Here is an 18,282-nt window from a genome sequence, read left to right on the forward strand (position 1 = left end):
CTCCTCGTCGGTCAGATCGGTCGGGTAGCGCTTGGTCTTGCGGGCGATCTGGGCCATCCGGCCACGGCTTTCTCGGGTCCACATCCCGAGCTTCCACCACAGCCGTCCGCGCGCAGCAACCCATTCTCAAACGGGCTCTGAAACTGGAAGAAAAATGTTCTCTCTATCTGTCTTGTGGTTTGATATTAGGAGGTCCGCTGCAATAAAGCATGTGCCTCTAGCATTGCCGCAGATGACGAGAGTCATGATAACTGTCGCGACTTCGTATTGAAAATGAGTGGTTGCTTCATCAGCTCTTCACCGCGCCCGACGTCAGTCCCGCCACCATGTAGCGCTTGAACACATAGTAGATCACCGCCGGCGGGATCGCGTAGATCAGGCCGGTGGTCATCAGGAGCTCCCAGGGGGAGTCGTCGGCGGCCAGGAAGTTGCCGAGTGCCACGGGCAGGGTGACGTCCGTGTCGCGGGACAGGAGCAGGAAGGCGTAGAGATATTCGTTCCAGGCGAGGAGCAGCGCGTAGACGCCGACAGCGACCAGGCTTGGCGCCATGAGCGGCAGGTAGACCAGGCGGAAGAGCTGCATGGGCGTGGCGCCATCGACGACGGCGGCCTCGTCTAGCTCGCGGGGCAGCTTGTCGGAGGCCTGCTTGAGGACCCAGATCGCATAGGGCGAGGCCAGGGTCATCATCGCCAGGATCAGCGCCCACTGGCTGTTGAGCAGGCCGTAGATGCCCATGGTCCGGTACATTGGCACGGCCAGGAAGGCGGCCGGCACGAAATAGGTGAACAGGGCCAGGTTCATCACCGTGCCGCCATAGCGGGCCTTCAGCCGGCTGATCGAGAAGGCGGCGAAGGTCGAGACGAGCAGGGTCAGCGCACCCACCATCGCGGCGACGAAGAACGAGTTCCAGAACTGCTCCCAGAAGTTGCCGAGGAAGTGGTGCTGTTCCTTGAAGACGATGATGAAGTTGTTGAAGGTCGGATCGTCCGGCCAGAGCTTGCCGGACATGGCCTGGTCCTTGGGCGAGATCGCGAACAGGAGCAGGTGGTAGATCGGCAGGATCGTCCAAAGGAAGACCGGGATGGCGATCAGCAGGAGCTTGGCGTCGGTGGCCACGCCGCGCAGGAACCAGCCGGGGCGGCGACGGGAGGCGCTCATTTGGAGAACCTCTTCATCATGATGTAGACCAGCGGCAGGACCAGCGGCATGGCGCACACGACGGTTGCGAGCGACAGGTCGATCTGGTCGAGGCGCAGGTAGCGGATGCCGAGCGTGGCCAGCACATGGGTCAGGTCGGCCGGGCCGCCGCCGGTGAGCAGGTACACGCTGTTGAAGTCGCCGAGCGTCCAGATCATCGAGAGAATGGTGCAGGTGAAGTAGAGCGTCTGGAGCGACGGCCAGGTGACGTAGCGGAACTTGTGCCAGCCACTGGCGCCATCGACCGAGGCTGCCTCGTAGAGGTCATTGGAGATAGCGAGCCTGCCGGTCAGCATCATCAGCGTCCAGAACGGCAGCGACTTCCAGATATGGACGAGCATGGCCATGGTGAGGCCCAGCCATGGCTCGTTCAGCCAGTTCGGCCCGTCCTCGAAGGTCCAGCGGAACCAGAGCTGGTTGATCAGCCCCCATTCGGGATTGAGCATGAAGCGGACCGACAGGATGGTCGGGATCGCCGGGACCGCCCAGGGCAGGATGAACAGGACGGAGAGCCAGCGCACCCACCAGCGGTCGTGCAGGAAGAAGCCCGAGAGGAACAGGGCCAGCAGCATCTTCACGTTGATGGCGACGACCAGGAACACCAGCGTGTTGACGATGGCGCGCAGGAAGATCGGGTCGTCGAACAGGCGCACATAGCTGGACGGGTGCCGGGCCAGCCAGAAGCCGTAGAGGACGGGATAGAGGACGAAGGCCAGGAACACGAAGACATAAGGGAGCAACAGGATCAGCCCCCAGGTCTCCACGGCGGACCAGGGACGCCGGACCTTCGCTTGAGGTACGACGTGGTCCGTCCGGACGGCTGCTGCCGACATGGTTCGCCTCCGATCCCGTTGCACTCGTTGTATAGTTGAACCTACGCCTCCCGGCGCGTTCCGTCATGGCCGAGCGTGCCGGCCATGACGGTGCAGGGCCGACTTACGTGCCGGCGACTTCCTTGATGCGCGCGATCATCTCGTCGACCGCGTCCTCGACCGAGACGTTCTCGTTGACCACGCGGTTCATCGCCTTGGCCCAGACGTTCTCGTTGTTGAGCGTGGTGAACTTCCAGTTCTTGGTGAACTCGAAGGTGACCGTGCCCGCCTTGAACTGGTCGTAGACCGACTTGCGGTGCGGGTCCTCCTGCCAGAACGGGCTTTCCATGCCTTCCTTGGTGACCGGGAACCAGCGGCCGAGCGAGCCTTCGACATAGGGCTGCAGGTTCTCGGGCTGCATCAGGAACGCCAGGAATTCCTTGGCGCGTTCCTTGTTGCGCGACTGCTGGAAGATCACGCCGGTCTTCACCGCGGAGCGATAGACCATCGGCGAGCCGTCCGGCTTGTTCGGGAAGCCGCGGGTGCGGATCAGCTCGTAGTAGTTCTTCTTGGCGAGGTCGCGCTCGTCCTCGGTCAGCGCCGGGTTGGTCATGTCGTCATACCACTTGCCCGCGATCGAGATCGTGGCGTTGTGGGTGAGCATGGTCGTCTTGTTGTGGAAGGCGACGTTGTTGTCCGGGTCCTTCCAGGAGGTGGCCGACGGCGCGGTGCAGCCCTCGGTATAGGGCATGGTGTAGTCGGTGAGGGCACCCACCAGGCCTTCCTTCACGCTCGGATCGTCGACCAGCAGCTTGCCCTCGTCGTCGACCAGCTTGACGTTGTAGGCGTCCGCGAAGGTCAGGAAGGAGAAGAAGCTGTCGGTAGAATCCACGCCCATGGGCTGGCCGATGCCGAAGGCGCGCTGGCCGGTGGCGCTGCGATAGCCCTTCTGGGCATCGTTGCACCAGAAGTTCCAGAACCCTTCCCAGTCTTCCGGAACAGCGCTTTCTTCGAAGCCGGCTTCTTTGAGCATATCGATCCAGTATTCGATATGCATGGTCTGCCGCTTGAGCGGGAAGGAGTAGTAGGCCCGCTCCTTGGTGGTGTCGTTGTAGAGATAGGTGGTGGAGAGCGTATTCTCGTCGAAGTGGTCCTTCATCGGCTCGAGGACCCCGGTGAGATCCTCCAGCCGGTTCTCGAAGGCCCACTTGGCGCCGACCTGAAAGTCATAGGTGTCGGAATAGGCGATGTCCGGCGGGGTGCCGCTGTCCAGCGCCGCCACCGTCTTCGGGATCATGTCCTGTACGGCGTACTGGGACAATTCCACCGTGACGCCGGTCTTCTCCTCGAAGCCCTTGATCGCCTTGTAGAGCGCCTCGTCCTCGGAGCGATAGAAGCCCTTCACCCACCAGACCGTGAGCGTTTCCGCAGACCAGGCCGGCATGCTGGTAGCGCCGACCATGACGGCCACGCCGGCCAGCAACGCCTTCTTCAGCACCAGTCTTCTCATCTCGACGCCTCCCTTCTGATGCGCGACCAGGATCGTGCCTCGCCGCCAAACTGATATATCAGCCAGTCAGCCATAGCCGACATACCGACGCAATCCGAGAACATCCGTGAAACGGTTCAGGTACCCTCGGATTCTCAAATCCGCTGCCATGTTCCATAGGCTGGCTGCGGACCCATCGGGTCAAGCCTTCTTGCGGCGTGAGAGGAGCGCCGGGACCACCACGACCAGGACGGCCAGGGCCAGGATGACGAGCGTGAGCGGCCGGCTCAGCGCATCCACGAGGCTACCCTGCGAGATCGAGAGCGCCCGGCGCAACTGCTCCTCCGCCATTGGGCCAAGGATCAGGCCGATGATGCAGGGGGCCACGGGAATGTCGAAGCGGCGCATGATCCAGCCGACCAGGCCGAACAGCAGCAGCAGAACCAGGTCGGTCACGGAGCGGTTCAGGCTGTAGACGCCCAGCGTGCTGAACACGAGGATCCCGCCATAGAGGAAGTGCTGCGGGATGGTGAGGAGCCGGACCCACAGGCCCACCAGCGGCAGGTTGAGGACCAGCAGGGCCAGGTTGCCGATATAAAGGCTGGCGATCAGGCTCCAGACGAGGTCGGCGTTGGTCAGGAACAGGAGCGGTCCCGGCTGCAGGCCATATTCCTGGAAGGCGGCCAGCATGATGGCGGCGGTGGCCGAGGTCGGCAGGCCCAGGGTCAGGAGCGGCACCAGCACGCCGGCCACGGCGGCGTTGTTGGCCGCTTCCGGGCCGGCCACGCCCTCGATCGCACCGTGGCCGAACTCCTCCGGGCGGGAGCTGAGCTTCTTTTCCAGCGTGTAGGACACGAAGGTCGGGATCTCGGTGCCGCCGGCCGGGAGCGCGCCGAACGGAAAGCCGATGAAGGTGCCGCGCAGCCAGGGCTTCCAGGAGCGGCGCCACTCGTCCCGGGTCATCCAGAGCGAGCCACGGACCGCCTCGACTTCCTGGATGCGCATCGACGGCTGGGAGGCGACCCAGAGCGCTTCGCCCACCGCGAACAGGCCGACCGCCACCACCACGATCGAGATGCCGTCCAGCAGGGTGGGAAAGCCCATGGTGAAGCGCGACTGGCCGGTCAGGCTGTCGATGCCGACGACGCCGGCGGTGATGCCGAGAAACAGGGACCAGACGCCGCGTGCCGGCGACGTGCCGAGCATGGAGGAGACGGCCGCGAAGGCGAACACGGCGATCGCGAAATACTCGGCCGGGCCGAAGGCGATCGCCATGCGGGCGATCGCGGGGGCCAGGAAGGTCAGGAGCAGCGTGCCGACCGTGCCGGCCACGAACGAGCCGATGGCCGCCGTGGCCAGTGCCGCCGCGCCGCGTCCCGCCTTGGCCATCCGGTAGCCTTCCACCGCGGTCACGATCGAGCCGCTCTCGCCGGGCGTGTTGAGCAGGATGGAGGTGGTGGAGGAGCCGTACATGGCGCCGTAGTAGAGCCCGGCGAACATGATGAAGGCGCCGGTGGCGTCCAGATAGGCGGTGACGGGCAGGAGCAGCGCGATGGTCAGCGCCGGACCGATGCCCGGCAGGATGCCGACCGCCGTGCCCAGGATCGTGCCGAGCAGGCACCAGCCGATATTGGTCAGGGTGAGCGCCTGGGCGAAGCCATTCAGCAGCTGGTCCAAGGCACCCATCAGATCACTCCGCCCGGCAGCAAGGTGGGCAGGGCCAGGCCCAGCCCGTAGCCCAGTACCACCCGCGTCACGAGGGCTACCGCGAACGCGATCGCCAGGTTGAGCAGCCAGCGCTGGTCACGGAAGGCGAGGGTGACCGCGAAGAACAGGACGGTCGAGGCGATCACGAAGCCGGCCGTTTCCAGCAGCACCATGTGCGCCACGAGGCCGCCGATGATGGCGGCGAACGCCACCGGGTCCGAGCGCTCGCCGCTGCCGTGGACATGGCGGATCTGCCAGCCTTGCACGGCAAGCCAGAGCCCGCTGCCGATCAGGCCGGCGGCGGCAATGGCCGGGAACAGCCGCACGCCCACGCCCGCGTAGGACGCAGCACCAGGCAGATTGGCCGTGCCCACGGCCACGACCAGGCCCAGCACGAGCGTCGCCAGGCCGAGGGCCATGAAGCCCCGGCCACCGACGTGGACGTCGCTCTCCATCGGGATCGACCTTTCGCTACTTCACCAGGCCGATCGACTTCAAAATGGCCGTCACCCTCGTGTCTTCCTCGGCAAGGAAGGACGCAAACGCGTCGCCGGACAGATAGGCGTCCGACCAGCCCTTGCTCTTGAGCGTTTCCTGCCAGGTCTCGCTCTTGACCGTCTCGTCGACCAGCTGGACCAGCGCCTGCTTCTGCGCGTCGTCGATGCCGGGCGGTGCCATGATGGCGCGCCAGTTGACGAGGTCCAGGTCCACCCCGGCCTCCCGCAGCGTCGGCGCGTCCAGGCCCTCCAGGCGTTCAGGCGAGGAGATGGCGAGCGGCCGCAGCGTCCCGGCCTGGATCTGGCCGACCCACTCGCTCAGGCCGGAGATGCCGGCCGCGACATGGCCGCCCATGACGGCCGCCAGGGCCTCGCCGCCGCCGGAAAAGGGCACATAGTTGACCTGGGCCGGGTCGACACCCGCTCCCTGCGCGATCAGGCCGGCCAGGATATGGTCGGTGCCACCGGCCGAGCCGCCGCCCCAGGCGACCCCGCCCGGGTTCTCCTTGAGCGCCGCCAGCAGGTCGTCCAGCGTCTGGAACTCGGACGAGGCCGGCACCACGACCACTTCGTACTCGCCGGTAAGCCGCGCGATCGGCGTCACCTGATCGAGCTTGACCGGCGCATTGTTGGTCAGGATGGCGCCCAGCATGACCAGACCGCCCACGATCATCGAATCGCCCTGGCCGCGCTCGCGCTCGACGAACTGGGCAAGCCCGATCGTGCCGCCGGCACCGGGGATGTTCTCGACCGTCACGGCGCCGACCTTGCCGCCCTTCTGGATCGCCGACTGCAGGGCCCTGGCCGTCTGGTCCCAGCCGCCACCCGGGCCGGCCGGTGCTATCAGCGTGAGCGTGTCCATCTGCTGGGCACGGGCGGTGCCGACGAGACAGGTGGTCACCAGCATCAATGCTGCGAGCGTCGTCCGACGCATCATACGCACCGTCATCTTGGCGCCTCCCGAGGCCTAGTTGTTCACAACAGGCGTTGAACATGTTCGCCAGACGGAGGTCGTGCAAGTGGTGTCATCGCCGAAGGCCGCTACAGGCTAAGCCATGGCGAGCTTGAAGAATTTCTTGTCGCGGCCGGACGGGACAGTGGCAGCCATTTGTTGCGGTGCGGCAGAGGCGAGCCTAGGTTCCGCGCCGAATCGTCAGCCCCGACTTGTCGAATGGAAGAGGACGCTTCGCTGATGAAGCCGATCGATCGCCCGCAACGCCCCTTCTTCGGCTCCGGCCCGACCGCCAAGAGACCCGGCTGGTCACTGTCGGCGCTGGAAGGTGCCATGCTTGGTCGATCTCACCGGGATTCGGTCGCGAAGGCACGGATCAACGACGTGATCGTGCGGTCCCGCAAGCTGCTGGGCATCCCGGACGACTATCGCCTGGGGATCCTGCCAGCCTCCGATACCGGCGCCTTCGAGGCAGCCATGTGGTCGATGCTGGGTGCCCGCGGCACCGATCTGCTCGCGTGGGAGAGCTTCGGCAAGGAGTGGGTGACCGACGCCACCAAGCAGTTGAAGCTGAAGGACGTGCGCACGCATGGCGCCGACTATGGCGCGCTGCCCGACCTGGGCGCGGTCGATTTCGCCCGTGACGTGGTGTTCACCTGGAACGGCACGACCTCCGGCGTCCGCGTGCCCGACGGCACCTGGATCGCGGATGACCGCGAAGGGCTGACCTTGTGCGACGCCACCTCGGCGGTGTTCGCCATGGACCTGCCCTGGTCCAAGCTCGATGTCGCTACCTGGTCCTGGCAGAAGGTGCTGGGTGGCGAGGCGCAGCACGGCATGCTGGCCCTTTCGCCGCGGGCGGTGGCACGGCTGGAAAGCTACCAGCCGTCATGGCCGCTGCCGAAGATCTTCCGGCTGACCAAGGGCGGCAAGCTGATCGAGGGCATCTTCAAGGGCGAGACGATCAACACCCCCTCCATGCTCGCGGTCGAGGACGCGCTGGATGGGCTGACCTGGGCAGAACAGGTGGGCGGGCTGAAGGGCCTGATCGCGCGCTCGGAAGCCAATCTCGAAGCGATCGCCGGCTGGGTCGAGGAGACGGCCTGGGTTGACTTCCTGGCTGCCGATCCCGCGACCCGCTCCTGCACCTCGATCTGCCTGAAGATCGCCGATTTGACGGTGGCGTCGTTCACGGACGAGGACCAGCAGAAGTTCGTGAAGGACATGGCCTCGCTGCTGGCCAAGGAGAAGGTCGCCTTCGACATCGCCGGCTACCGCGATGCACCGCCCGGCCTGCGCATCTGGGGTGGTGCCACGGTGGATGTCGAGGACATGCGGGCACTGCTGCCCTGGCTGACCTGGGCCTTCACCGAGATCCGATCGCGCGTCGACGTCGACGCGTCCTGAGGGACCGTCCGTTCTTCCGTCCTCCTGTTTCTCTCGTGCCGGGAAAGGCTTTGGCATGCCCAAGGTTCTGATTGCCGACAAACTCAGCCCCGCCGCCATCGAGATCTTCCAGCGCCGCGGCGTGGAAGCGGATGTGAAGGTAGGCCTCTCCAAGGACGAACTCCTGGCCGTCATCGGCGAGTATGACGGCCTGGCCATCCGTTCCGCCACGAAGGTCACCGCCGAGGTGCTCAAGGCAGCACCCAACCTGAAGGTGGTCGGACGGGCCGGGATCGGCGTCGACAATGTCGATGTCGATGCGGCGACCGCGGCCGGCGTGGTCGTGATGAACACGCCGTTCGGCAACGCCACCACGACCGCCGAGCATGCCATCTCCCTGATGATGGCGCTGGCGCGCGACATCCCGGCGGCGGACCGATCCACCCGGGCCGGCAAGTGGGAGAAGTCTCGCTTCATGGGCGTGGAGCTTACCGGCAAGACGCTGGGCATCGTCGGCTGCGGCAATATCGGCTCGATCGTGGCCGACCGGGCGCGCGGCCTGCGGATGAAGGTGGTGGGCTTCGACCCGTTCCTGTCGGATGCGCGCGCGCAGGAGCTGGGCATCGAGAAGGTGACGCTGGAAGAGCTCTGCCAGCGCGCCGACGTCATCACCATGCACACGCCGCTGACCGAGCACACCCGCAACCTGTTTTCCCGCGAGCGCCTCCTGTCCTGCAGGAAGGGGGTGCGCATCGTGAACTGCGCCCGCGGCGGCCTGATCGACGAGCAGGCGCTGCACGACCTGATCGTGGATGGCCATGTCGCTGGCGCCGCGCTCGACGTGTTCGCGGTGGAGCCGGCCAAGGAAAGCCCGCTGTTCCGCCTGGAGCAGGTGGTGGTGACCCCGCATCTGGGTGCCAGCACCAGCGAGGCGCAGGAGAACGTGGCGCTGCAGATCGCGGAGCAGATCTCCGACTACCTGCTGGATGGCGCCATCATCAACGCGCTGAACATGCCGAGCGTGTCGGCGGAGGATGCGCCGAGGCTCAAGCCCTACATGACCCTGGCCGAGCAGCTGGGATCCTTTGCGGGCCAGCTCACGGAAACGGGGCTGTCCGGCGCTACCGTGACCTTCGCGGGCCAGGCTTCCACGCTCAACACCAAGCCGCTCACCCAGCTGATCCTCAAGGGCCTGCTGGCGCCGTTCGCCGCCTCGGTGAACATGGTCAACGCGCCGGCGATCGCGAAGTCGCGCGGCATCCAGCTCACCACCGTCAGCCACGAGCATGTGGACGGCTACCAGACGCTGATCACGCTGGAAGTGGTCACGGAGAAGGGGCCGCGGACGGTGTCCGGCACCCTGTTCCAGGGCGTGAAGCCGCGGCTGGTGGAGATCCGCGGCATCCCGATCGACGCCGAGCTGGCGGGCGACGTGCTCTATGTGCGCAATCACGACAAGCCCGGCTTCATCGGCGCGCTGGGCCAACTGCTCGGCGAGGCGCAGGTCAACATCGCGACCTTCCATCTCGGCCGCGACAAGCCGGGCGGGGATGCGATCGCCCTGGTCTCGATCGACCAGCCGGTGCCGGCCTTGGTGCTGGAGCGGATCCGGGCACTGCCGCACGTGATCCAGGCAAAGCAGCTCCGCTTCTGAGCGGAGTCGGCGGGTCAGGGCAGGGAGAAGACGATCGAGGTGGCCGTACCCTCGGCCCCGCTGGTCTGCGCGATACGGCCGCGGATCTGGCGGGCCAGGGCCTGGATCAGGCGGAGCCCGGAGCCCCTGGGCCTGGACGGATCCATCCCGATCCCGTTATCGGCCACCCGCAGCTGCACCTGCCGGTTTCCGGGCCCGCTGGTCAGGTCGATCCGGATGGCGCCGCCCTCCTGGCCGAAGGCGTGCTTGACGCTGTTGGTGACGAGCTCGTTGACGATCAGGCCCAAGGCGACGGCCTGCTCGATCGGCACGCTCAACTCGTCGGCCTGAACCTCGACGGTGACGGTTTCCAGCGGCTTCAGGATGCTGGTGGTGAGCGCCCTCAGGTAGGTCGGCAGGTTCACCGTCGCCCCCTCCTGCGAGGGTGCGAGCTGATCATGCGCCAGCGACATCGCCATGATGCCGTCCGCGACCTTGTCGAGGATGGCCCGGCTGTTGTCGCTCTGCAGCCGCATGGACTGGAAGGAGACCATCGAGAGGATGGTCTGGAAGTTGTTCTTCACCCGGTGCTGCATCTCGTGCAGCAGGATCTGGTGACGGCGCGCCTCCATCGCCGCGAGCGCGATGGCCTGCTCGTGTGCCAGGTCGACCTGCTCGCGGCGGATCGCCGATGCGATCATCGAAGCGACCGTGAGCATGAAGTCGAGCGTGTCGATGCTGAAGTCGCGCTGCACGCTGCTGTCGATTTCCAGCACGCCCCAGGCCGCGCCGTCGATCTGGATCGGCACGTTCAAGAGGGACTTGATGCCGTGCTCGACCAGAACGGGCGAGATCCGGAACTCTCCAGGTTCGTCCACATGGCTGATGGAGACCGGCTGGCCGGTCTGGAAGGCTCGGCCCGGCGGTGACGACAGGTCGGAGCTGAAAGTCACGTGGCCGACCATGCCGGGCCGCCAGCCGATCCCGGCCACGGCCAGCAGGTCGCCGAACTCCGGCCGGTAACGCATGATCTTCACGTGGTCGATCTCGACGCCAAGCGCGACCTGGTTCACGACGCTGTCCAGGAGGCTTTCGGAAGGGAGCTTCTGGGCGGTCAGATGGGCCAGCTCGACCAGTACCTGCTGGTGACGCCGCAGCTTGTCGAGATCGTTCGCTCGGGTCACCACCGTTCCTTCTACCGTCCTCCAGGAGGCGACTGTGCATCCAAACCCGCTGCGCGCTGGAAGGTTTCGCAGGCGGGCGACAGCCTCTAGGTTCCCCCAGAGGTGGCCGGCCGAAGGCGCTGCCGCGGCAAGGGGGGAACGGGCATGAACGACGACCGTGTGCTGGCGGAGGGCCTGCGCTTTCCGGAGGGACCGGTGGTGCTGCCGGACGGGTCGGTGGTGCTGGTGGAGATCGCCGCCAGCAAGATCACGAAGATTGCGACCGACGGCACCTGCGCGGACCTGGTGCGCGACTGCGCCGGCCCGAACGGCCTGGCAATGGGACTTGGCGGCCTGCTCTACCTCTGCAACAATGGTGGGTTTCTGTGGAAGGAGGATGACGGCATCCTCCACACCGCCGGGCAGGCGCCGGACTACGCAGGCGGCCGGATCGAGACGGTGGACCCGCGCACCGGTGAGTTGCGCCTGCTCTACGACCGTTGCGGCGAGCATCGCCTTTGCGGGCCCAACGACATCGTGTTCGACATGCCGGGCTGCGGCTGGGACCAGGGCTTCTGGTTCAGCGACCTCGGCAAGAGCCGGGCGCGCGACCGCGACCATGGCGGCGTCTACTGGGCGGCCCCGGACGGGAGCCGGATCATCGAGGCGGCTCATCCGGTGGCAGGCGGGGCGAACGGGATCGGGCTCTCCCCGGACGGGCGGACGCTCTATATAGCCGAGACCGAAACGGCACGGCTATGGGCCTGGGACGTGCTGGGGCCGGGCGAGCTGCGCAAGGACAAGTGGCCGAGCCCCCATGGCGGGCGCCTCCTCTGCACCTTGCCCGGCTATGCGCGCTTCGACAGCCTGGCGGTCACGGCGGCCGGCAATATCTGCGTGGCGACGCTGGTGACCGGCGAGATCACCACGATTGCGCCGGACGGCCGGATCCTGGATCGCCGCAAGTTCCCGGACCCGTGGGTGACCAATATCTGCTTCAGCGGCGAGGACATGCGGACCGCGCACGTCACCCTGTCCGGCACCGGCAAGCTGGTCGAGACGCGCTGGCCGGAGCCGGGGCTGAGGCTGGCCTACAACTGACGGGCGCGGGCTTCCTTGTTCGGGAACAGGAACTCGCGGCCGACCTTCACGCGATACTCGCCGTCATAGGAGATGATGTCGGCCGTGGCATAGGTCTCGGTCCACTGGTCGGGCAGATAGGAGCCGGTGCCGACCACGTCGATGGGTGCCCGCACCGAGGCCATCAGCTTGCATTTCTGCGGGCTGAAGCCCGAAGACGCGATGATCTTGACGCGGGGAAAGCCGGCATTGTCGAGGCTTTCCCGCACGTACCAGATCGCGGCGGCCGAGACGCCGGTGCCCGTCAGCCAGCGCAACTCCTGCTCGGTGCGATAGGTGCGGATGGCGTCCGGCACGTGCTTTTCCAGCACGGCATAGGACGAGGCGGTGTCCAGCCCCTCCACATAGCGCCCGCCATGCGTATCCAGCCGGATCGACAGGTCGCCGCCATGGGCGAGTTCCGGGAAGCGGTTGCATACGGCCAGGGCGTCGGTGATCTCCAGGCCGAAATAGTCGACCAGCACGGTCAGCGGCAGTTCCGGGTAGGTCTCGCGGAACATCTCGGCCGCGCGCAGCGTGCTGCCGGCATAGCCGATCAGGGCATGGGGCATGGTGCCCATGGCCTTGGCCTTGCCGAAGAAATGCGCGGTGGCTTCCACGGATGTCCCGGTGAAGCCGACCGCACCCGCCCGACGCTTGGCCTCGGCGGAGCCCACCGAGGCGGCATAGGACATCATCTCCGCCATCTCGGCACCCGCGCAGTGACGCGCGTCCATGGCAAGGAAGCCTACCCTGGGTAGGTCCGTGCACATGTTGTAGGCGTTGAAGGCGGCCACGCAGCAGGGACCCAGGCGCTGCAGGAGGATCGTCTCCAGGTCCACCAAGCCCGCCAGCGAGCCGGTCAGGTACATCATCGGCTCGCCGGCACCGACCCAGTCGCCTTCCTTGAAGCGCGGGTCGATCTGGATCCCGACGCCCCGGTCGGCGAGGACGCGGTTCAGCCAGTCCAGGGCCATGCGCGGGGCGAACAGCACCGGTCGCCGCATGAACACCGCATAGGTGACCTGGCAGTCCCCGAACCGCTCCACCACCGCCTTGGTGCGCAGGAAGTACTTGTCGGTATACCGGGCGACATTCCCGTTGCTGGGTCCGGACATGGTGTTCGCTGGCTCGCAAAGAGGAGGAAGATGGTGTCGTCCGGCAACTGCCCAGGTCAAGCCCGGGATCAGCTCGCCACGCGAAGCAGCTCGCGCTCCTCCTTCAACGCACTCGCCATCAGGAAGGCGAGCTCGAGGGCCTGCTGAGCGTTCAGGCGCGGATCGCAATAGGTGTGGTAGCGGTCGGACAGGCCGGCTTCGGTGATCGCCTGGGCGCCGCCCAGGCACTCGGTCACGTCCTGGCCCGTCATCTCCAGGTGCACGCCGCCGGCATGGGTCCCCTCCGCCTTGTGGATGGCGAAGAAGTTGCGGACCTCGGTCAGGATCCGGTCGAACGGCCGGGTCTTGTAGCCGGACGCGGCCTTGATCGTGTTGCCGTGCATGGGATCGCAGGCCCACACCACCTTGCGGCCCTCGCGCTGGATGGCGCGGATGAGCGGCGGCAGGTGCCGGTCGACCTTGTCGTGGCCCATGCGGGCGATCAGCGTGAGCCGGCCCGGCCGGTTCTCGGGGTTCAGGACATCGCACAGGCGCAGCAGGTCCTCGACCGAGGTCGTGGGGCCGCACTTCAGCCCGAGCGGGTTGGCGATGCCACGGCAGAACTCGATATGCGCGCCGTCCAGCTGGCGGGTGCGATCGCCGATCCAGACCAGATGGGCCGATGTGTCGTACCAGCGGCCGCTGGTGCTATCGACGCGGGTCATGGCCTGCTCGTAGCCGAGCAGCAGGGCTTCGTGGCTCGTATAGAAGCTGGTGCGCAGGATCTCGGGATTGTTGGTATCCGTGATCCCGCAGGCGCGCATGAAGGCCAGCGATTCGGTGATCCGGTTCGCCATGTCCTCGTACTGGGCGCCCTCGGGACTGTTGCCGACGAAGCCCAGGTTCCAGGCATGGACCCGGTCGAGCGAGGCATAGCCGCCCTGGGTGAAGGCGCGCAGCAGGTTGAGCGTGGCGGCCGCCTGCGAATAGGCCTGCAGCTGGCGCCTGGGATCGGGCACGCGCTGTTCACTCTCGAAGGACAGGCCGTTCACGATGTCGCCGCGATAGGCGGGCAGGGTGACGCCATCGACGGTCTCGTCAGGGGCCGACCGGGGCTTGGCAAACTGCCCGGCGATGCGGCCGAGCTTCACGACCGGCAGGCCGGAGCCGAAGGTCAGCACGACGGCCATCTGCAGGATCACGCGCAGCGTGTCGCGGATCTTGTCGGCGGTGAAATCAGCAAAGGCTTCCGCGCAGTCGCCGCCCTGGAGCAGGAATGCCTGGCCCTCGGCGACCTCGCCCAGCTTCTGGGTGAGTTCGCGGGCCTCGCCGGCGAAGACGAGGGGAGGATATCCCGCCAGCGTCGATTCCACTTCGGCCAGCACGCCCGAATCCGGATAGCTCGGCATCTGCTGGGCCGGCTTCGACCGCCAGCTGTCGGGCGTCCAGGTGGTGACCATGAAAATTCTCCTCGCCCCGTCGATCGCGTCAGTCCTGGACCGGCTGATACATGGTAACCAATTCTTCCGCCGCCGTCGGATGGACTGCAACCGTATCGTCGAAATCGGCCTTGGTTGCACCTGCCGTCATCGCGGCCGCGACCATCTGGATGATTTCCGGCGTGTCGGGCCCGACCAGATGACAGCCCAGGACCTTGTCGGTGTGTTTGTCCACGACGAGCTTCATGAAGGTGCGGTGGGCGTGCTGGCCCATCGTGGTGCGCATCGGCCGGAAATTGGCCTTGAAGATCAGGACGTCATGGCCTTCGGCGCGGGCCCGCACCTCGGTCATGCCGCAGGCGGCCGCCTCGGGCGACGAGAAGATCGCCGTCGCGATGGTGTCGTAGCGGACCCGCTGGATGCGATTGTTGAAGAAGCGCTCGGCGACGGCGCGGCCCTCGGCGATGGCGACCGGGGTCAGGTCGTGCTGGCCGCTGTCTAGCCCGTGTCCGGCATGGTCCGAGCAATCGCCGACCGCAAGCAGGCCCGGCACGTTGCTGGTATAGGTCTCGTCGACGAGGATGGCACCTTCATAGTCCATCTCGATGCCCAGCGCTTCCAGGCCGATGCCGCTCGTCCGGGGCTGGGGCCGCCGCCCGGTGGCATAAAGAACGAGGTCCGCCGTGACCGATCGCTCCAGCCCGTGCAGCACGAGGCCGTCCGCCGTCCGCTCGATCGAGGTGACCACGCTGCGCGGCATGATCTCCACGCCGGATTCCGCGATCTGCTGGTTCAGTTGGTGGCGCAGGTCCTCGTCGAACCCGCGCAGCGGCGCGTCGCCGCGCAGGATCAGCGTCGTCTTGGCCCCGAAGCCGTGGAAGACGCATCCAAGCTCGACGCCGATATAGCCGGCGCCGATCACCGCGACGCGCCCGGGCCGGTCGTAGACATCCTCCAGCACATGGTCGGAAGTGACGACATGCTCGATGCCCGGCAGGTCCGGCACATAAGGGGTGCCACCGGTCGCGATCATGACCCGGCGCGTGCGGAACCGCTCCTGGCCGGCCTCAACCACGAAATCCTCGCCGTCGCGGCCTGCGACCCGCGCCCGTGCCTTGACGACCCGCACCCCGGACCGATCGAGCAGGCCCTGATAGATGTCTTCGAGCCGCGCGATCTCGCGGTTGCGGGCCTCCAGGAAGAACCGGAAGTCGTGGCGGACCTCGCCGAACGACCAGCCCATGTCGCGGGCGACATCGAGCTCGTGCGGCACGCCGGCACCGTAATGCATGAGCTTCTTCGGCACGCAGCCGCGGATGACGCAGGTCCCGCCGAGACGGGAGTCCTCCGCGAGCGCGACCTTCGCTCCGTAGGAAGCGGCGCGGCGGGCGCAGGCGACACCGCCTGACCCGCCACCGATCACGAACAGGTCAAGCCGGTCTATCACGTCGGTCGCCTGGGGTCAGGGGGTCACGCCGATGCCACCCAGGCTGACATATTTCAGCTCCAGATAGTCGTCGACGCCGTACTTGCTGCCCTCGCGGCCGAGGCCGGACTGCTTCACGCCGCCGAACGGCGCTACCTCGGTCGCGATGACGCCGTCATTCACGCCGAGCAGGCCGACTTCGAGCGCCTCGGCGACACGGAACACGCGGCCGAGGTCGCGAGCGTAGAAGTAGCCGGCCAAGCCGTAGTCGCTGTCGTTGGCCATGGCGATCACTTCCTCTTCGGTTTCGAAGCGGAAGAGCGGGGCGACCGGGCCGAAGGTCTCCTCGCGGGCGATCTGCATGTCCATATTGCAGGCGGAGAGCACGGTCGGCTCGAAGAACAGGCCGCCCAGCTGGTGGCGCTCGCCGCCGGCCAGGATCGAGGCGCCCTTGGCCACGGCGTCCTTCACGTGCTCCTCGGCCTTTTCCAGCGCGGACGGCTCGATGAGCGGGCCCATCTGGGTGCCGTCCTCCATGCCGTTGCCGACCTTCAGCGCGCCTGCGGCCATCGCGAACTTCTTCGCGAACTCGTCATACACGCCGCTCTGCACGTAGATGCGGTTGGTGCACACGCAGGTCTGGCCGGCGTTGCGGAACTTGCAGGCGAGCGCACCCTGGACGGCCGAATCGATGTCGGCATCGTCGAACACGATGAACGGCGCGTGGCCGCCCAGCTCCATGCTGACCTTCTTCACCGTGTCGGCGCACTGCTTGAGCAGGATCTTGCCGACCTCGGTGGAGCCGGTGAAGGACAGCTTGCGCACCTTCTTGTTGGAGGTCAGCTCACCCGCGATGGCACGCGCACCGCCGGTGATGACGTTGAACACGCCTGGCGGGAAGCCGGCGCGCTCGGCGAGCTCGGCCAGGGCCAGGGCGGAGAAGGGGGTATAGGTGGCGGGCTTGATCACGACCGTGCAGCCGACCGCGAGGCCGGGTGCGGACTTGCGGGTGATCATCGCGTTCGGGAAGTTCCAGGGCGTGATCATGCCGCACACGCCGACCGGCTGCTTCATGACCAGGATCCGGCGGGACGCGATCGTCTGCGGGACGACGTCGCCATAGATGCGCTTGGCTTCCTCGGCGAACCATTCGAGGAAGGAGGCACCATAGGCGATCTCGCCACGGCTCTCGGTGAGCGACTTGCCCTGCTCGCGGGTCATGATGATGGCGAGGTCTTCCTGGTTCGCCATGAGCAGGTCGAACCACTTGCGCAGGATGATGCTGCGCTCCTTGCCGGTCTTCTGCTTCCAGGTCTTGAAGGCTTCGTCGGCGGCCTCGACGGCACGGCGGGTTTCCGCCTCGCCGAGATCAGGAATGGTGCCGAGCTGCTCGCCGGTGGCAGGGTCGGTGACCGGGATGGTCTTGCCGCTGTCGGCTCCGATCCACTTTCCGTTGACGTAGGCCTGTTCCTTGAAGAGCGACGGATCGCGCAACAGGTTACGGATGTCCTTGAGCGCAGTTGCCATCTCGTCTCGAGCTCCCAAAGCCGCCTGAAGCGTCATTCTATTGAGCGTCCCGCTCGCCGGGGCGCAGGAAAGGGTGCGCGTCGACCGGCGACGCGGCTTTCAGGATATAGGGACGACCCGTGCGCGGTAAAGGCGACGCGCGGGCGCTTTCTTGGTCAGTCGGCCTTGCGGATCTGATCGTAGACGAAGCCCGAGGTGGCCCCGGCCGCGGCGCCAAGGCCGACCGAGCCCAGCCAGTTGCCGCCGAACAGGCCGATCACGGCGCCGGAGGCGGCGCCCGCGGCAGCGCCGGCCGCTGTCGACTTGCCAGTCTGCCGGTCGACCGCACAGCCGGCGAGGCCGGTTGCCAGGATCGCGATCAGGGCCAGACGGTGCATCATGACTTCCCACACGGCCAGATGGACGAGGCGGCGCGCCAGAAACCGTCCACCGCGCTCTCGCTGCCCGTCTGCGGGTTGGCCTGGCCATAGGCTACGATCGCGCGGCGGATCTCGTCCAGGCTCGGGATCGGGTCGGCGCAGGCCCATTGCGGGATCCTCTTCGCCTGCACCAGGGTCAGATAGAGGCTGCCATTGCCGACCAGCCAGCCGCGGCAGAACTGCGCTGCCTGCTCGTCGGAAGAGGCGCATACCTTCACCACGTCGCTGAAGGTCCGCATCTGGTAGGTATCGAGGTCGACGGGCTGGGCCAGCGCTGCTGCGCCGGTCGCCATCCATATCGCTGCTGCAGCCGTCGTGATGCGCATGTCGGTTCGTCCCTGTCCGCCCGAGCGGGCCATATAGGGCGCAACCGTCTTCGGGTCGCCACGTTCCGGACGTGGCTCCGTCCGGAACGTGG

Annotated in this window: 16 protein-coding genes and 1 pseudogene; 3 read left to right on the top strand and 14 right to left on the bottom strand. The window is 66.6% G+C overall.

Features of this window, described 5'->3' with window-relative positions:
- The 7 genes and pseudogenes from VHL31_RS05160 to VHL31_RS05190 form a co-directional block, all read right to left on the bottom strand.
- Window positions 1–84: pseudogene (locus VHL31_RS05160) on the bottom strand (IS5/IS1182 family transposase); the annotation flags it as partial.
- A gap of 205 nt (window positions 85–289) precedes the next feature.
- Window positions 290–1,159 (bottom strand): carbohydrate ABC transporter permease, encoded by an 870-nt coding sequence (locus VHL31_RS05165; RefSeq protein WP_329660135.1) that lies wholly within the window; start codon window positions 1,157–1,159, stop codon window positions 290–292.
- The gene (locus VHL31_RS05170; RefSeq protein WP_329660136.1) at window positions 1,156–2,031 is read right to left on the bottom strand and encodes a sugar ABC transporter permease; all 876 of its coding nucleotides are present in this window, start codon (window positions 2,029–2,031) and stop codon (window positions 1,156–1,158) included. The genes VHL31_RS05165 and VHL31_RS05170 overlap by 4 nt, the downstream gene beginning before the upstream one ends.
- 103 nt (window positions 2,032–2,134) lie before the next feature.
- The gene (locus tag VHL31_RS05175) at window positions 2,135–3,520 is read right to left on the bottom strand and encodes an ABC transporter substrate-binding protein (protein WP_329660137.1); all 1,386 of its coding nucleotides are present in this window, start codon (window positions 3,518–3,520) and stop codon (window positions 2,135–2,137) included.
- A 180-nt stretch (window positions 3,521–3,700) separates the two neighbouring features.
- The gene (locus VHL31_RS05180) at window positions 3,701–5,185 is read right to left on the bottom strand and encodes a tripartite tricarboxylate transporter permease (RefSeq protein ID WP_329660138.1); all 1,485 of its coding nucleotides are present in this window, start codon (window positions 5,183–5,185) and stop codon (window positions 3,701–3,703) included.
- Window positions 5,185–5,661: a tripartite tricarboxylate transporter TctB family protein gene (locus tag VHL31_RS05185; protein ID WP_329660139.1), complete on the bottom strand. Its 477-nt coding sequence runs from the start codon at window positions 5,659–5,661 to the stop codon at window positions 5,185–5,187. The genes VHL31_RS05180 and VHL31_RS05185 overlap by 1 nt, the downstream gene beginning before the upstream one ends.
- Window positions 5,662–5,677: 16 nt before the next feature.
- Complete coding sequence (locus tag VHL31_RS05190) at window positions 5,678–6,637, bottom strand: Bug family tripartite tricarboxylate transporter substrate binding protein (protein WP_414653640.1); 960 nt, start codon at window positions 6,635–6,637, stop codon at window positions 5,678–5,680.
- A gap of 258 nt (window positions 6,638–6,895) precedes the next feature.
- Between VHL31_RS05190 and VHL31_RS05195 the strand changes: the two genes are divergently transcribed.
- Window positions 6,896–8,062: a phosphoserine transaminase gene (locus VHL31_RS05195; RefSeq protein WP_329660141.1), complete on the top strand. Its 1,167-nt coding sequence runs from the start codon at window positions 6,896–6,898 to the stop codon at window positions 8,060–8,062.
- A gap of 55 nt (window positions 8,063–8,117) precedes the next feature.
- Window positions 8,118–9,695 (top strand): phosphoglycerate dehydrogenase, encoded by a 1,578-nt coding sequence (gene serA, locus VHL31_RS05200; protein ID WP_329660142.1) that lies wholly within the window; start codon window positions 8,118–8,120, stop codon window positions 9,693–9,695.
- Between the two features lie 14 nt (window positions 9,696–9,709).
- On the opposite strand, the gene VHL31_RS05205 is transcribed toward serA, so the two are convergent.
- On the bottom strand, window positions 9,710–10,858 hold the full coding sequence (locus VHL31_RS05205) for a sensor histidine kinase (RefSeq protein WP_329660143.1): 1,149 nt from the start codon (window positions 10,856–10,858) through the stop codon (window positions 9,710–9,712).
- 144 nt (window positions 10,859–11,002) lie between these two features.
- Here VHL31_RS05205 and VHL31_RS05210 point away from each other — a divergent pair, with 144 nt between their 5' ends.
- The gene (locus VHL31_RS05210; protein ID WP_329660144.1) at window positions 11,003–11,938 is read left to right on the top strand and encodes an SMP-30/gluconolactonase/LRE family protein; all 936 of its coding nucleotides are present in this window, start codon (window positions 11,003–11,005) and stop codon (window positions 11,936–11,938) included.
- Here VHL31_RS05210 and VHL31_RS05215 read toward each other — a convergent pair.
- From VHL31_RS05215 to VHL31_RS05240, 6 genes are all read right to left on the bottom strand, one after another.
- On the bottom strand, window positions 11,929–13,074 hold the full coding sequence (locus VHL31_RS05215; protein ID WP_329660145.1) for a nicotinate phosphoribosyltransferase: 1,146 nt from the start codon (window positions 13,072–13,074) through the stop codon (window positions 11,929–11,931). The two genes, VHL31_RS05210 and VHL31_RS05215, sit on opposite strands and share 10 nt — an antisense overlap.
- A 68-nt stretch (window positions 13,075–13,142) precedes the next feature.
- Window positions 13,143–14,513: a class II 3-deoxy-7-phosphoheptulonate synthase gene (locus tag VHL31_RS05220; RefSeq protein ID WP_329660146.1), complete on the bottom strand. Its 1,371-nt coding sequence runs from the start codon at window positions 14,511–14,513 to the stop codon at window positions 13,143–13,145.
- A gap of 28 nt (window positions 14,514–14,541) precedes the next feature.
- Window positions 14,542–15,939 carry a glutathione-disulfide reductase gene (gene gorA, locus VHL31_RS05225; RefSeq protein WP_329660147.1) on the bottom strand — a complete coding sequence of 466 codons (1,398 nt, stop codon included), beginning with the start codon at window positions 15,937–15,939 and terminating at the stop codon, window positions 14,542–14,544.
- Between the two features lie 15 nt (window positions 15,940–15,954).
- The gene (locus VHL31_RS05230; protein ID WP_329660148.1) at window positions 15,955–17,445 is read right to left on the bottom strand and encodes an NAD-dependent succinate-semialdehyde dehydrogenase; all 1,491 of its coding nucleotides are present in this window, start codon (window positions 17,443–17,445) and stop codon (window positions 15,955–15,957) included.
- Between the two features lie 155 nt (window positions 17,446–17,600).
- The gene (locus VHL31_RS05235) at window positions 17,601–17,825 is read right to left on the bottom strand and encodes a hypothetical protein (RefSeq protein ID WP_329660149.1); all 225 of its coding nucleotides are present in this window, start codon (window positions 17,823–17,825) and stop codon (window positions 17,601–17,603) included.
- The coding region (locus VHL31_RS05240; protein ID WP_329660150.1) for a Rap1a/Tai family immunity protein at window positions 17,822–18,282 on the bottom strand (461 nt) is incomplete at its 5' end. The genes VHL31_RS05235 and VHL31_RS05240, both read right to left, overlap by 4 nt.

Source organism: Geminicoccus sp., from assembly GCF_036263595.1.
Taxonomy (GTDB): Bacteria; Pseudomonadota; Alphaproteobacteria; order Geminicoccales; family Geminicoccaceae; genus Geminicoccus.

Bases quoted from the DNA above. Each gene is read 5' to 3' on its own strand.
- VHL31_RS05165 (WP_329660135.1), bottom strand. From the start codon at position 1,159: ATGAGCGCCTCCCGTCGCCGCCCCGGCTGGTTCCTGCGCGGCGTGGCC.
- VHL31_RS05170 (WP_329660136.1), bottom strand. From the start codon at position 2,031: ATGTCGGCAGCAGCCGTCCGGACGGACCACGTCGTACCTCAAGCGAAG.
- VHL31_RS05175 (WP_329660137.1), bottom strand. From the start codon at position 3,520: ATGAGAAGACTGGTGCTGAAGAAGGCGTTGCTGGCCGGCGTGGCCGTC.
- VHL31_RS05180 (WP_329660138.1), bottom strand. From the start codon at position 5,185: ATGGGTGCCTTGGACCAGCTGCTGAATGGCTTCGCCCAGGCGCTCACC.
- VHL31_RS05185 (WP_329660139.1), bottom strand. From the start codon at position 5,661: ATGGAGAGCGACGTCCACGTCGGTGGCCGGGGCTTCATGGCCCTCGGC.
- VHL31_RS05190 (WP_414653640.1), bottom strand. From the start codon at position 6,637: ATGCGTCGGACGACGCTCGCAGCATTGATGCTGGTGACCACCTGTCTC.
- VHL31_RS05195 (WP_329660141.1), top strand. From the start codon at position 6,896: ATGAAGCCGATCGATCGCCCGCAACGCCCCTTCTTCGGCTCCGGCCCG.
- serA (WP_329660142.1), top strand. From the start codon at position 8,118: ATGCCCAAGGTTCTGATTGCCGACAAACTCAGCCCCGCCGCCATCGAG.
- VHL31_RS05210 (WP_329660144.1), top strand. From the start codon at position 11,003: ATGAACGACGACCGTGTGCTGGCGGAGGGCCTGCGCTTTCCGGAGGGA.
- VHL31_RS05215 (WP_329660145.1), bottom strand. From the start codon at position 13,074: ATGTCCGGACCCAGCAACGGGAATGTCGCCCGGTATACCGACAAGTAC.
- VHL31_RS05220 (WP_329660146.1), bottom strand. From the start codon at position 14,513: ATGGTCACCACCTGGACGCCCGACAGCTGGCGGTCGAAGCCGGCCCAG.
- VHL31_RS05230 (WP_329660148.1), bottom strand. From the start codon at position 17,445: ATGGCAACTGCGCTCAAGGACATCCGTAACCTGTTGCGCGATCCGTCG.
- VHL31_RS05235 (WP_329660149.1), bottom strand. From the start codon at position 17,825: ATGATGCACCGTCTGGCCCTGATCGCGATCCTGGCAACCGGCCTCGCC.